11 protein-coding genes are annotated in these 13,416 nt (G+C 54.4%); 2 read left to right on the forward strand and 9 right to left on the reverse strand.

The genetic code is table 11. The annotated features are described in order from the left end of the window. Positions 1 to 90: 90 nt before the first annotated feature. The 7 genes from GQY55_RS15920 to GQY55_RS15950 form a co-directional block, all read right to left on the reverse strand. The gene (locus GQY55_RS15920; protein WP_160042863.1) at positions 91 to 1,401 is read right to left on the reverse strand and encodes an MFS transporter; all 1,311 of its coding nucleotides are present in this window, start codon (positions 1,399 to 1,401) and stop codon (positions 91 to 93) included. 58 nt (positions 1,402 to 1,459) lie between these two features. Then, positions 1,460 to 2,620, reverse strand: a complete 1,161-nt coding sequence (locus tag GQY55_RS31825; RefSeq protein ID WP_280517171.1) for a winged helix-turn-helix domain-containing protein — start codon at positions 2,618 to 2,620, stop codon at positions 1,460 to 1,462. A 250-nt stretch (positions 2,621 to 2,870) separates the two neighbouring features. Further along, the gene (locus tag GQY55_RS15930) at positions 2,871 to 3,854 is read right to left on the reverse strand and encodes a siderophore ABC transporter substrate-binding protein (RefSeq protein WP_236575672.1); all 984 of its coding nucleotides are present in this window, start codon (positions 3,852 to 3,854) and stop codon (positions 2,871 to 2,873) included. A gap of 185 nt (positions 3,855 to 4,039) precedes the next feature. Beyond that, complete coding sequence (locus GQY55_RS15935) at positions 4,040 to 4,798, reverse strand: iron ABC transporter ATP-binding protein (RefSeq protein ID WP_160042864.1); 759 nt, start codon at positions 4,796 to 4,798, stop codon at positions 4,040 to 4,042. Further along, positions 4,795 to 5,739, reverse strand: a complete 945-nt coding sequence (locus tag GQY55_RS15940) for an iron chelate uptake ABC transporter family permease subunit (RefSeq protein ID WP_160042865.1) — start codon at positions 5,737 to 5,739, stop codon at positions 4,795 to 4,797. The genes GQY55_RS15935 and GQY55_RS15940 overlap by 4 nt, the downstream gene beginning before the upstream one ends. Continuing rightward, entirely contained in the window at positions 5,736 to 6,689 is a 954-nt protein-coding gene (locus GQY55_RS15945) for an ABC transporter permease (protein WP_160042866.1), read from the reverse strand. Before GQY55_RS15945 ends, GQY55_RS15940 begins: the two co-directional genes overlap by 4 nt. Before the next feature lie 248 nt (positions 6,690 to 6,937). Then, positions 6,938 to 7,642, reverse strand: coding sequence for a CPBP family intramembrane glutamic endopeptidase (locus tag GQY55_RS15950; protein WP_160042867.1), 705 nt, complete (start codon positions 7,640 to 7,642; stop codon positions 6,938 to 6,940). Positions 7,643 to 7,753: 111 nt separating this feature from the next. On the opposite strand from GQY55_RS15950, the gene GQY55_RS15955 reads away from it, so the two are divergent. Further along, on the forward strand, positions 7,754 to 8,683 hold the full coding sequence (locus GQY55_RS15955) for a DUF4023 family protein (RefSeq protein ID WP_160042868.1): 930 nt from the start codon (positions 7,754 to 7,756) through the stop codon (positions 8,681 to 8,683). 368 nt (positions 8,684 to 9,051) lie between these two features. Continuing rightward, positions 9,052 to 9,654, forward strand: coding sequence for a DedA family protein (locus GQY55_RS15960; protein ID WP_160042869.1), 603 nt, complete (start codon positions 9,052 to 9,054; stop codon positions 9,652 to 9,654). A gap of 63 nt (positions 9,655 to 9,717) precedes the next feature. On the opposite strand, the gene GQY55_RS15965 is transcribed toward GQY55_RS15960, so the two are convergent. Next, the gene (locus GQY55_RS15965; RefSeq protein ID WP_160042870.1) at positions 9,718 to 11,622 is read right to left on the reverse strand and encodes an ABC transporter ATP-binding protein; all 1,905 of its coding nucleotides are present in this window, start codon (positions 11,620 to 11,622) and stop codon (positions 9,718 to 9,720) included. Continuing rightward, on the reverse strand, positions 11,609 to 13,354 hold the full coding sequence (locus tag GQY55_RS15970; protein WP_160042871.1) for an ABC transporter ATP-binding protein: 1,746 nt from the start codon (positions 13,352 to 13,354) through the stop codon (positions 11,609 to 11,611). Before GQY55_RS15970 ends, GQY55_RS15965 begins: the two co-directional genes overlap by 14 nt. Positions 13,355 to 13,416: the final 62 nt, after the last annotated feature.

Genomic DNA, 13,416 nt, shown 5'->3' on the forward strand with positions numbered 1-13,416 from the left:
GCTGCACGGTAAAACGTCCCTTATCCATTAAACAATGGCGGCAGGCAAAAGTTAGCACTTTTTTAGACTACGATCTTCCGGCAAATGCGTCTACCCGGAAACCTCCCGCATATCCTGCGACGGCGTCGCTGCCTGCTTGGACGGCCACAACACCGCCTGCAAAACGAGGCAAACCACGCCGATCAATAAAACTACCGCTCCCAAAAAGAGAAATACCCTATTTACGCCCCATCCATGAATAAGTGCCCCGCCAATTAAGGGTGCGGCAATCATGATGGTGCTGGCGGACATGTTTTGGATGCCGAAAATTCTTCCGGTCATGCCTTCCGGCGTTTCCCGCTGCAGCACATAGTTGTAGGTGACGATGAACAGACCGTTTCCAACGCCGATGACAAGGCCCAAAACAATGCTCCACAGTTCAGGCGAACCCGGCGTAAGCAGCCCCATGCTTCCAAAGGCCGCTCCAACGAGCACGACGCCTCCGCCGATGCCGATTCCGTACTTTACCTTGCCGAGGCGATTGAGGATCAGAATGGTGATGACCGCGCCTACCCCCGTCGCCGACACCATCCAGCCGAGAAGGGATTCGTTATGGGGAGCGATTTCCCGATACAACGTCGGAAACTGAAAATCGATCATGAGAATAACGAGCATGACGGCCATGTTAACGATAAAGCTGCTGAGCAAAATCCGGCGCTGCAGCAGCGCGCCCCAGCCCTGCTTCCATAATTGGGCGAAACTTTGTTTGTGCTCCTCATCGCTTCCCGAATCACCGGATTCCTTCGGTTTTCCTCCCGCCTCGTTTTCTTCGATATGCCGCAGCGTATATAGCAACATGCAGGAAAGAAGACGCGTGATCGCATTCACAAGAATGCATAATTGCGGAGAGATGACCGTCAGAGCCACACCCCCAAGGAGAGGACCCGCGATTTTGGAAAATTGGTTCACGAGGCCGTTGTAAGAAGTCGCCTTCAACAGCTGATCTTCATGAACCACTTGCCGGGTCAACGCCTGATGCGCCGGTACGCGGAAAACGCCCATGGCGGCACGCAGCGCAAGGAGCGGCAGCAGCCAGTACATGCCCGGGGCAAAAAGAAGCAGCACGGTAAGCACCGCTTCGGCCGCGTCGGCGATCAGCATCAGATTAACCTTTTTCCACCGGTCGGCGATGACGCCGGCAAACGACCCGAGCAGAATGCCGGGCAAAGCCATCATCACCGGAATCAGGGCGATCATAAACGGATCGGCGTGCCAGCGGTAAGCTACCAAAATTTCGATCGCAAAAGCATCGAACCATTCGCCGAAAGACGCCATGGCGTAGGCCGCGAACATTTTCGAATACGTCCGGTTGCCCCAAATCGATGCCGGGCGGCTACCGGGTGCGGATGATACGGTTGACATGAAAGTTCCTCCATGAATCAGAATGCTTCCATCTTAACGGAGAAATATCAGAAGAATATCAGACGGAGTCTAGAATCCGCTCGATCATCCGCTCAAGCGGCTGTTGATGCCCCGAAAGCCCGTACATCCGTTCAAATTCATCATAACGCGCTTGAAACTGCCGCTGCAGAGGAGGATCATGATGTACCGTTTCAAGGAAATCCAGCGTGCCTGCGACCGAACTCACCAGCAAAGGTGCATTATGCGCCGCTTCCCCGACTTCGAGGCCATGTTCAAAAGCGGCCAGCGCTTCTTTACGGCGGCCTTGTAGCAGAAGGAGCCTTCCTTTTAAGCCGTGATAGGTGCAGATTTCCCTTAAATAAGGAGCGTCGGCCAGCATGCCCTCGATCCGCTTGGAACATCGCTCCGCCTCCGGTACATGCCGCGCCTTCAGATGAATGTACATTTCCGACGTGGCCACATGCACCTTAAAACTATCAAGCTCTCCATCTAGGCTTTCGATGATCCGGTATGCCTCTTCGACTTTGAGCAAGTCTTCTTCGATGCGCCCGTTGTCGGTATAGAGCCCGATGATGTTCAGCATTTCCAGCTCCCGCTGCATTTGAAACGGCATGATATTGGCCTCGATGGCCCGTTCAAAGTAATCCAGGCATTTCTGCGCTTCCTTGTAAAAGGCATAATAGGAAACCAGCAGCCAGTATAATTTGTCCCGGTCCTCCACTTCGGAGCTATTCAGAAACCAATCCAGGTCCGCCTGCACAAAACGGAGAAACATCAAATGGAAGGTATCAATGTTCACGCCAAGCAGCTCCTGTTGGTTCGCGAGCGCCAGCATCGACCGGCTTTGCCCAAGCTTCTGATAGGTATCCAGTAGCTCCGCGATTTGCTGCTGCAGGCCTCCGTCCGACCATGACGGGATATTGAACACCGGGGTGTCCTGCATGATTAAGCTGTAACCGAGTCCCCGCACGGTAGCCAGCCGGATCTTTCCGCTCCATCGCTTCAGCTTCTTCCGCAAGCGGTAAACATGATCGTCGACGGTACGCTCTCCGGGATATTCCATCGGCCATACCTGGTCCAGCAGCTGCTCCCTCGTGAAGGTCCGGCCTGCATGCTGATAAAGAAACCTCAGAAGCGCATATTCTTTCGCTAACAGCGTGACGGTCTCCGAACCATAAGACACCGAATAATCGTTTGGGTGAAAGTTCAAAAAAGCCAAGCTTGTTTCTCCCCCTTGCGCTCCATTCAATAGTAGTAAGCCTATTAAATCATATACAGGATTTTACAGACAAGATCCCGCTGCATAACGGGCTGTGCCGACGTACCCGCCCCTTCCCGCCAAGATTTTCAATGTTGAATCGCAGCATCCGGGCCCAAATGGTTCCTTATGCAAAAACGGCTGCCCGCACCCCTTTTCGGAATGCAAGCAGCCGTTCCCTTTCGATAACCTGTAAAGGCAATCTGCAGGCTTATTTGATGCTGTCGCCGACTTCCTTCACCATTTCCTGCACGGACAGCAGACCGCCGCCGGAGAGGTACCAGTAGTTCGGATCGAGATACACGATATGCCCGTCTTTATAGGCATTCGTGTTTTTCACAAGGTCGTTTTCGACGGTTTGCTTCGCTTTTTCCCCGTCTTTATCGGTCGCTACCGCAGCGTCGCGGTCCACGACAAACAGATAGTCCGGATTTTTCTCGGCAACGTATTCGCTCGTTACGCTTTGGCCGTGCGTCGATACTTCAATTTTGTCATCCGAAGGGGCAAATCCGAGCACGTCATGAATGATGCCGAATCGGGAATTCGGGCCGTACGCGCTTAGCTTGCCTTCGTTGGAAAGGACGATCAGCGCTTTTTTGCCGGAAGCGGCAGCTTTGTCATGCACTTCGGCAATCGACTTGTCGATTGCTTCGAGTCCGGTTTTGATTTCGTCTTCCTTGCCGAAGATTTGACCGACGGTGGTCATGTTTTCTTTAAAAGAGTCCATGAATTTGGTCGTATCCAGTCCAAGGTATACGGTCGGAGCGATTTTGCTCAGTTCATCGTAAGCGTCGGATTGTCTGCCGGAAATGATGATCAGGTCCGGAGACAGGGCGTTGATTTTTTCGAAATCGGGCTCTTTCAAGCTGCCGACATTTTTATAAGCATCTTTATCCGCGTATTTGGACAGGTATGGAGGGATGTTCGCCTGCGGCACGCCTGTTACCTTGATGCCCAGCTTATCGAGCGTGTCGAGAATCCCGAAGTCGAATACGACGACTTTTTGCGGGTTTTTCTTCACTTTTGTTTCGCCCAGCTTATGTTTAATCGTCAGTTCATCCGAACCGGATGCATCGGAGGAGCTGCCGGACGCATTGGCCGACGTTTCCGTTACCGGCGTTTCCGCCGTCTTGTTATTGTTGCCGCAAGCTGCCAGCACGAACACCAGCATCGCGGATAGGATCAGCATGAACATGTTTCTTGTTTTCACGGGGGTCACCTCATTTATAATTTTTTAGTTCTTACTTTCGTGCACGGCGGCCGCCACGCAATACCTAAACAGAGCCAAATTTATAAAATGATGCGACGCACAGCAATCCTGCCGGGCCCTGGCAATTGGCGGTGCATCGATCTCATTACCAAAGTCGGGAAACGCAGGTTTTACGCAAAATAAACGCAAATGCGATGATTATTGATCGTTTCGATCGGAATGTCCATGCCGTACACCTGCTTCAGCACGGACGAATCGATGATTTCCGCTGCCGACCCTTCCTTGACGACACGCCCGTCCTTGAGCGCGACGATATCGTCGGAATAGACCGAAGCGAAGTTGATGTCGTGAATGACGATAATGACGGTTTTGCCAAGCTCGTCGACCATCCGCCGCAGCACCTTCATGATTTGCACCGAGTGCTTCATGTCCAGGTTGTTCAGCGGTTCGTCGAGAAGCACGTATTCCGTGTTTTGCGCGATGACCATGGCGATAAACGCCCGCTGCTGCTGGCCGCCGCTCAGCTGATCCAAATATTGATGCTGCAAATCCTCCAGCTCCATATAACGGATCGCCTCGTCGACGTATTGCCAATCCTCCGGCTTCAGCTTGCCCTGCGAATACGGGAAACGCCCGAAGCTCACCAGCTCGCGGATCGTAAGCCGCACATTGATATGGTTGGACTGCTTGAGGATCGATATTTTTTTCGCAAGCTCGCTGCTTTTGCATTTGTCGATAGGCTGCCCTTCGATCCGAATGTCGCCTTCGTCCTTTTTGTTCAGGCGGCTGATCAGGGACAAAAGCGTGCTTTTCCCCGCGCCGTTCGCGCCGATGAAGGAAGTGATCTTCCCTTTGCGGATCGTGACGGACACGTCGTCCAAGACCGTTTTGTTGTTGTATCGTTTGGTTACGTTTTTGACCTCGATCACGACGATTTACTCTCCTTTAGCAGCAGGTAGAGGAAGTAGATTCCTCCGGCCAGATTGATGATAACGCTTAAGGTCGTGGAGAAGGTGAATACCCGCTCGACCAGCAGCTGCCCGCCCACCAGGGCGATGATGCTCAGCAGCATGGAGCCGAGAATGAGGAAATGATGTTTGTAGGTTCTCATGAACTGGTAGCCGACATTCGCGACGAGCAGCCCGAGGAACGTGATCGGTCCGACGAGCGCCGTCGAGATCGAAATGAGCACCGCCACCACCACAAGCATTCTTTTGACGACCTTGTCGTAATCCACGCCCAAATTCACCGCCTGGTCCTTTCCCAGGGCAATGACATCCAGATACTTGGCATAACGCGCGAAGTATACCGCCACGCCCGCCATCAGCACGAGCGACAGGATGAGCAGCTCCGTGTTGACGTTGTTGAAGCTCGCGAACATTTTATCCTGGACGATCTGGAATTCGTTCGGGTCGATCAGCACCTCCATGAAGGTCGAAAGGCTCTGGAACAACGTGCCGAAGATCAGCCCGAGCAGCAGCAGGAAGTAAATGTTTTGCCCTTCCCGCTTGAACAGCAGCTTGTAAAAAACCACCGAAAAAAGCGCCATCAGGCCGACCGAGATGATGAAGTTTACGTTTTTGCCCATCGTCGTCAGGCCCGCCGAACCGAATATGTAAACCATAAAGGTTTGGAACAGCATATACAGCGAATCCAGTCCCATAATGCTTGGCGTCAGGATGCGGTTGTTTGTAATGGTCTGGAACACGACGGTCGAAAAAGCGATCGCCCCGCCGGTCAAGATCATGGCCAGTATCTTTTTGCCCCTGCGCGGAAGGACGTAATCCCAATGGCCTCCGGCCTGGATCAGCATGAACACGGCGATGAGGGCAAGTGCGATAACTGCCAGAAAAATGAGCTTTTTTTTCATGACGCATATGCCTTTCTTCTCAGGAGTAGGAAAATGAAGATCGCGCTGCCCAGCACGCCGACCGTCAGGCCGATGGAAATCTCGTACGGATAAATGATGATCCGGCCCAAAATGTCGCAGAACAGGACGAACACGGCTCCGAGCAAAGCGGTATGCGTCAGGTTTTTTTTCAAATGGTCGCCCTGGTACATCGTCACGATGTTCGGAACGACCAGCCCGAGGAACGGAATCGTGCCGACCGTCAAAATGACGACCGACGACACCGCCGCGACCAGCACCAGCCCGATATTGACGACCGCCTTGTAGTTCAGACCCAGGTTGACCGCAAACTCCTCGCCCATGCCCGCGATCGTAAAGCGGTTCGCGAACAGGTAGGCGATAATCATCAGCGGGATGCTGACGTACAGCATTTCGTAGCGGCCTTTCAGCACCGTCGAGAAATCGCCTTGCAGCCAGGCTGACATGTTCTGGATCAGGTCGTTTTTGTAGGCAAAAAAAGTCGTGATCGAGCTGACGATATTGCCGAACATCAACCCCACCAGCGGTATGAAAATCGCGTCCTTGAACTTCACCCGGTCCAGAATCCGCATAAAAATAAAGGTGCCCAGCAGCGCGAACACGAAAGCGACCAAAATTTTCTCCAGCGTGCTCGCGTTCGAAAACAGCATCATCGCCACCAAAATGCCGAACCTGGCCGAATCCATCGTCCCCGCCGTCGTCGGCGAAACGAATTTGTTGCGCGTCAGCTGCTGCATGATCAAGCCGATGATGCTCATGCTGGTGCCGGCGATGATCATGCTGACCAACCTCGGCAGGCGGCTGATCCACATGACCTGCTGCTGTTCCGGGGTCAGATGCAGCAAATCCCAAGGCGCGATGTCTTTGACCCCCACGAACAGGGATATGATGGATAACACGATAAAAGCTGCCCACAAGTACCACATTTTCATTAGGAATCAGACTCTTTCTATCCAGACTATATGTCATCATATTACATATAATAAGAATGATATTCATTCTCAATTAGATCGACTCTGTTTATCATTCTACCAGCTGAACCTGTTTTGTCAATCGTCAAATCGCGATCAAATCAAGGAATTTTGGGATCAATACAAAGTCATCGAACAACGAAAAAGCCGTAATCACAAGGATTACAGCCTGCCCACTTTGTGGTTTTATGCACAAAACGGTATACAATTTATGCAAATGCCGTCAGCAGCACCGCCACCGTGTTCGTCAACCCGTGAACGATGATGCCGGGAACGACGGAACGCGTTTTTTCATAGGTCCAGGCGAAAATCAGGCCGCTCGCGAAATTGAGGGGAAGCGTGTTATACGTCGGGATGTGGGCGATCGTAAACAGTGAGGAGCTGATGAAGAGCGCCCACCCCGCCCCGAAACGCGTCCGAAACCAGCGGTACAGAAAACCCCGATACAGAATTTCCTCATAGATGGGCGAAATGACGCCTGCGGCCGCAACGGCGATCAGGATGCCCAGAACGCTCGCATGGCTTTGCAAACTATCGGTTTTACTGTTTTCGTAGCCGCCGCCAAGCAGCGTCATCAGAAACAGCATAGCCGTCCCGAGTGCCAGGATCGCAGCCGACCACAGCAGAATGGCGCTCCAATATTTGCGCGGAAAAGAACGGAGACCCACCTCGGACCATCCGGCTTTATGCGGGTAGAGCGCAATAAGATAAAGACTTGCCATGTACACGATGCTCAGGATAAAGCCCATCAGCGTACCCGCATACAACGAGTTGCCGAACCATTTTTCCAGAAACGCGTATAATTTGACTTCCACCAGCCATGGCACCAGCAGAAAAGCCAAAAAAACGATGGCGGCCAGCTCTTTGACCGACCAAGGATCTTTGGCCCAAGTTTGATTGTTGTTTGCTTTCATTTGCACATTCCCCCTGTATTTTCCTTCGGTTAAGGTGTAGTCTACAAGGTGACGCAACGTCACCTGCAAGCACAAATTTTTAAACCTGTAAGGAAGCGGGGGTTGATTGCCATGAGTCATACATGGACCACGGGGCAAGTGGCCGCGAAGCTTGGGGTGTCCATCCGCACCATTCGCTATTACGACCAAATCGGGCTGGTCATCCCCGGCAAAAAAGAAGCGGGCGGCAGGCGGCTTTACACCGAAGAGGATTTATTGCGGCTTGAAAAAATATCGCTGCTGAAGTCCTTGTCGCTTCCGCTCGATGAAATCCGGCATCTGCTTGATGAACTATCCATCGGACAGATTTTGGAGGCGCACCGGAAGCATTTGAAAAAAAAGCTGGAGAATCTGCAGGAAAGCTTGAACAATACGAACGCCTTGCTGAATCTGCTCGAAGCGGAGGGTAAAATCCGGTGGGAGACGCTGCTGCCGCTGGTAAAAGGATCAAAAGAACGTACGGTCAGCTGGGAAAGTTATTTTGAAGAAGAAGAACTGCTTGTATTGAAGGCGAAACTGCCCCGCCTCGAGGGCAGCGATGAACTGACGCGCGGCTGGGTGCAGGTGATTGCCCGGGTCGAGCGGTGTTTGCGGGAGGGTCTGGAACCGGAATCCGGTGAGGGAAAAGCGATTGCCGAAGAAATGGAGCGGCTGTCCGAGCTTACCTTCGGCGGCGACCGGGAACTGATGAACAAGTTCTGGGAGCTGCGCAGGGACCCGGCCTCGGCGAAGCACGGGCTCGCCCCGATCCGGGAAGAAGTGCTTGCCTTCGTGGAGGCATGCTTCGCATCCCATGAATTCCATTTGCCCTCTTCGGAAATCGTAACAGGGAACCCCATTTCCGAAGCAGAAGGGAGCGTGAATGAGAACATGACGGACAGCACGCGCGATTTCGTAAACAAGGTGCACGAGCAGCAGGAAAACCAGCGCAAAAACAAGCAGCGCGCCGCAGGCCAGCCTCAAGCTCAGCTGCAGAACAAACAGCACAGCACGAATAAGTAAGGCGCGATGAAAGAGCACCTGGCTCCCCGATTGGGGGGCGGGTGCTTTTTCATGCTCTCGTGTCGGCAGGGTGTGTCGTCTCAAGCGGCGTTGCGCCGTTCCCGCTGCATCTCCTATTCCGGGGCATTTTCATGAAACTTGCAGGGAACGACCGGTTTCCTCCGTCTAATTGAATATCGGGCACATGCAGGCACGGCCAGACCAAGGTCTAGTGCTTTAACTGGACCGCAGCCAGTTCCGAATGCTCTTCCGTTTCTTATAGAATGAACAATAGACGGAAACTCATTCCTGAAGATGCGAATGTTGTACTGCCCTTTGAATGAAACAACCGGACAATCCGGCCATTAGAGATAAAAGGAGATTGAATAATGGAGTGGATGAACCAACTGTTTGAACAATACGGCTACCTTGTGTTATTTTTCGGATTATTTTCGGAATCGCTGGCGCTTCCCTTCCCGGGCGAATTGGCGATGGCCATATCGGGCCATATGTCCTCATTCGGGGACTTCCATATACCCTTCATCATTTTTTATTCTTACGTGGGCGCGATCATCGGGACGACGGTGACCTTTTTTGTCGGCTACAGACTGGGGACGCCTTTTCTGGAACAGTACGGGAAATATGTGTTTCTCAATCAGGCCCGGCTTGCAAAGGTGACGGATTGGTTCGGGAAATACGGCAACAAGCTCATTCTGATCAGCTATTTCGTGCCGGGACTTCGCCATTTTACCGGTTATGTGTCCGGGGTGCTGAAAATCCGGCCCCGCACCTTTTTCATTTTGAACTACATCGGCGGATTGGTATGGGTGCTGGTCTACGTCATGATCGGCAAAACGTTCGGCCCGAACATCGAGCAGCTGCTTCACGTCGCCTCCCGCTATTTTGCACTGTCCATGGTCATTTTGGCGGTCGTCGTGGCCGCGGTATTTTGGTTCAAAAAAAGAAAAAGCAAAACAAAAGGACGCCTGTGATTTCAGGCGCCTTTTTGATGAAGCCGCACGATCCATTTTTTCAGGCAATACATCGGCGTTTGATTACGATCCTTCAGCAGCTTCGACCGAATCCGCCGCGTGTTCGAGATTTTTGAACTGGCTTTCGAACATGCGGGCGTAAAAGCCCTGCCGCTTCATCAGCTGCTCATGATTGCCCTGCTCGACGATTTCACCATGGTCGATGACCATAATCGTATCGGCATCGCGGATCGTGTTCAGCCGGTGCGCGATAATGAAGGTCGTCCGGCCCTGCATCATCTGCAGGAGCGCGTCCTGGATATGCAGCTCCGTCCGGGTGTCGATGCTGCTTGTCGCCTCATCAAGAATGAGAATGGCCGGCCTCGCAAGCAGCACGCGCGCGATCGCCAGCAGCTGGCGCTGCCCTTGGCTCAAATTGCCGCCGTTCTCCGACAGCAGCGTGTCGTATCCATCCGGCAGACGCCGGATAAAGACGTCGGCATTGGCCATGGCCGCAGCCTCCCTGACCTCCTCGTCGGTCGCGTCCGGTTTGCCGTATTTGATGTTTTCCTTGATCGTCCCCGAAAACAAATACGTGTCCTGCAGCACGAATCCGAAGCTGCGCCGGAGGCTGTCCCGGGTATAGTCCCGGATGTCCGTTCCGTCGATGCGGACCGAGCCTCCGGTCACGTCGTAGAACCTCGTCAGCAGGTTTACGATCGTCGTTTTGCCGGCCCCCGTCGGCCCCACGAGCGCTGTGCTGCTGCCGGGTTTGGCGGCGAAGCTGATATTTTTCAGGATCGGAACGTCCGGCCGGTACCCGAAGCTGACCTGGTCGAACACGACCTCGCCCCGAATCCCGCTCAGCACTTTGGCGTCTTCGGCATCAAGCGGCTCTTCCCGTTCATCCAGCACTTCGAAGACGCGCTCCGCCCCCGCAATCCCGGATTGCAGCAGGTTATAAATATTGGCGAGATCGTTCAAAGGACGGACGAATTGGCGGGAATAACTGATAAAGCTGGCAATGACGCCGACGGTGATCACGCTTTTGACGGCAAGCACCCCGCCGACCAGCGCCACGGCGGCAAATCCGATGTTGTTGATCACGTTCATCATCGGCATCATAAAGCCGGAACGGATTTGCGCTTTCAATCCCACCTCGAACAGCTTCCGGTTCACCTTCTCGAATTCATCGATCGCTTTATCTTCGTGGTTGAAGGCTTTGACCACTTCCATGCCCGAAATGCTTTCCTCGATATGCCCGTTCAGCATGCCCAGCTGCACCTGCTGTTCCTTGAACAGCACCTTGGTCTTTCGGGTGACCGTCCGCGTCAGCAGAAACAGGATCGGCACGGTGATCAGGCTCGCCAGGGTCAGGATCGGGCTTAATACGATCATCATCACAAGCGAGCCGATGATCGTGATCGCGCCGGACATCAGCTGAACGGTCGACTGGGAGATGGTCGAGCTTACGTTGTCGATGTCATTCGTCAAGCGGCTCATGACTTCGCCGTGCGACCGCGCGTCAAAATACGATACCGGCAGCTTCTGCAGCTTTCCGAACAGCGCCCGGCGCAGCGAAGCGACGATCCGCTGGGAGATGCCGGCCATGAGCCAGCCCTGCACGAAGTTGAGTACCGCGTCGGTCACGTAGGCCGCCGCCAGCACGGCGATCAGCACGAACAGCAGGTGAAAATCGACGCCGCCGATGCCGGGCGACATGGCGTCGATCGAGCGGCCGATCAAATACGGCCCGACCAGCGTTACGCCGGCATCGACAATGATGAACAGCATAATCAAGGACAGCAGCTTCCGCTCCCTGCCGATATATCCCCACAATCGCCGGAGCGTTCCCGCAAAGTTTTTCGGTTTGCCGCCGGGGCCTCTGCCCATCATTCCCCGCATGGGACCCGGTCTTCCCCCGGGAACGCCCGGACCCTGGGGCGCAGGAGCCTGCGGCTGCTCGCGCGAAGCATCATGGTTCGGCATTCGGCTGCATCTCCTTTCCCATTTGGGACTTGTAAATCTCCTGGTACACGCGGCAAGTTTGCATCAATTCTTCATGCGTGCCGGTCCCGGCGATTTCGCCGCGGTCCATGACGACGATCCGGTCGGCGTCCATCACCGACGTGATCCGCTGCGCGATCAATATGCAGGTCAGTCCCTGCGCGTAGGTCCGCAAAGCCTGCTTGATCCGCCCTTCGGTCGCGACGTCCACCGCGCTGGTGCAGTCGTCCAGAATCAAAATTTCCGGTTGGCGGACAAGCGCCCTCGCAATAGAGAGCCGCTGCTTCTGCCCGCCGGAAAAATTGACGCCGCCCTGGCCGATCCGGCTCCGGTAACCTTCGGGCGAAGCCATGATAAAATCGTGCGCTTCCGCCATCCGGGCGGCCTGCTCCAGCTCCTCGTCCGTCGCGTCCTCTTTGCCCCAGCGCAAATTGTCCTCGACGGTGCCGGTAAACAGCATGATTTTCTGCGGCACGATCGCGATCGTCCCGCGAAGCTTGGCCGGATCCATATCCCGTACGTCCATGCCGTTCACTTTGACGGCGCCCGACGTCACGTCGTAAAACCGCGGAATAAGGTGAACCAGCGACGTTTTGCCGGCGCCGGTCGAGCCGATGATGCCGACGGTTTGTCCCGGCAGGCAGGTCAGCGTAAAGTCCCGGATGACCGGATCGCCCGCCGAACCCGCATACGCGAAGCTGACGTGCTCGAAGTCGATTCTTCCCCGCTCCCCGCGAGAGGGCTCCGTCCCGGCCGCGCCGACCGGCATCCCGCTCTCTTCGGCCATCACTTCGCCGATCCGGCCCGTCGAGGCTTTGGCGCGCACGAACATGTTGAACACGTTCGAAATCATCATGAGCGAAAACAAAATTTGCGTCATGTAATTAATAAAGGCGATGATGCTGCCGACCTGCATCTGCCCGTTGTCGACGCACAGGCCGCCAAGCCATAACACCGCGATGATGCCGAAGTTGACCACCAGGGAAATGCCCGGGCCGAACACCGACATGACGCGCATCGAGGTCATGGACCGGGCCGTGAGCTCGTCGTTGGCCGCATTGAACTTATCCACTTCGTATTCGAACCGGTTAAACGCCTTGACGACGCGAACGCCGGACAAATATTCCCTCATCACGCCGTTTACCCCGTCCAGCGCGCGCTGAACCCGGATAAAAAACGGAAAACCGATCTTCATATTCAGCAAGATGAGAACCGCTACCACAGGCACGACCACCGCGAGCACGACGGATAAATGAACATCGAGACGCACGGCCATGATCAAACTGCCGAGCCCCAGCAAGGGAGCTTTGACGAAAAAGCGCATCAGGCCGTTCACGAAATTTTGCACCTGCGTCACGTCGTTCGTCAGGCGCGTCACCAACGACGCCCGGTCGAACCGGTCCATGCGCTCAAACGAAAGCGACTGGATTTTGCGGAACAGATCCGATCGGACTTCCGCCCCGAAGCGCTGCGACACATGGCTTGAAATCACGTTGCGAATGGACGCGGACACGGCGCCGATTCCCGTCACCAGCAGCATCAGCCCGCCCAGCTCGAATACCTTGTTCATGCTCCCTTTCGCCACGCCGTCATCGATGACCTTGGACATGATGGTCGGCTGCAGCAGATCGCAGAAAGCCTCCAGCGTCAAAAAAAGCACCGCCACGCAAAACAGCTTCCCGTATTTCCGGACATACTTCCGCAAGAAAGACAAAGCAACACCCACCTCCCGCTCGTCAGACCTCAGTCCTTCTTTTCCGAACCCGAAACGGGTTT

Source organism: Paenibacillus sp. USDA918EY, assembly GCF_009870825.1.
In the GTDB taxonomy this organism is placed as follows: Bacteria; Bacillota; Bacilli; order Paenibacillales; family Paenibacillaceae; genus Paenibacillus_AQ; species Paenibacillus_AQ albilobatus.

Bases quoted from the DNA above. Each gene is read 5' to 3' on its own strand.
- GQY55_RS15920 (WP_160042863.1), bottom strand. From the start codon at position 1,401: ATGTCAACCGTATCATCCGCACCCGGTAGCCGCCCGGCATCGATTTGG.
- GQY55_RS15930 (WP_236575672.1), bottom strand. From the start codon at position 3,854: ATGTTCATGCTGATCCTATCCGCGATGCTGGTGTTCGTGCTGGCAGCT.
- GQY55_RS15940 (WP_160042865.1), bottom strand. From the start codon at position 5,739: ATGAAAAAAAAGCTCATTTTTCTGGCAGTTATCGCACTTGCCCTCATC.
- GQY55_RS15945 (WP_160042866.1), bottom strand. From the start codon at position 6,689: ATGAAAATGTGGTACTTGTGGGCAGCTTTTATCGTGTTATCCATCATA.
- GQY55_RS15950 (WP_160042867.1), bottom strand. From the start codon at position 7,642: ATGAAAGCAAACAACAATCAAACTTGGGCCAAAGATCCTTGGTCGGTC.
- GQY55_RS15955 (WP_160042868.1), top strand. From the start codon at position 7,754: ATGAGTCATACATGGACCACGGGGCAAGTGGCCGCGAAGCTTGGGGTG.
- GQY55_RS15960 (WP_160042869.1), top strand. From the start codon at position 9,052: ATGGAGTGGATGAACCAACTGTTTGAACAATACGGCTACCTTGTGTTA.
- GQY55_RS15965 (WP_160042870.1), bottom strand. From the start codon at position 11,622: ATGCCGAACCATGATGCTTCGCGCGAGCAGCCGCAGGCTCCTGCGCCC.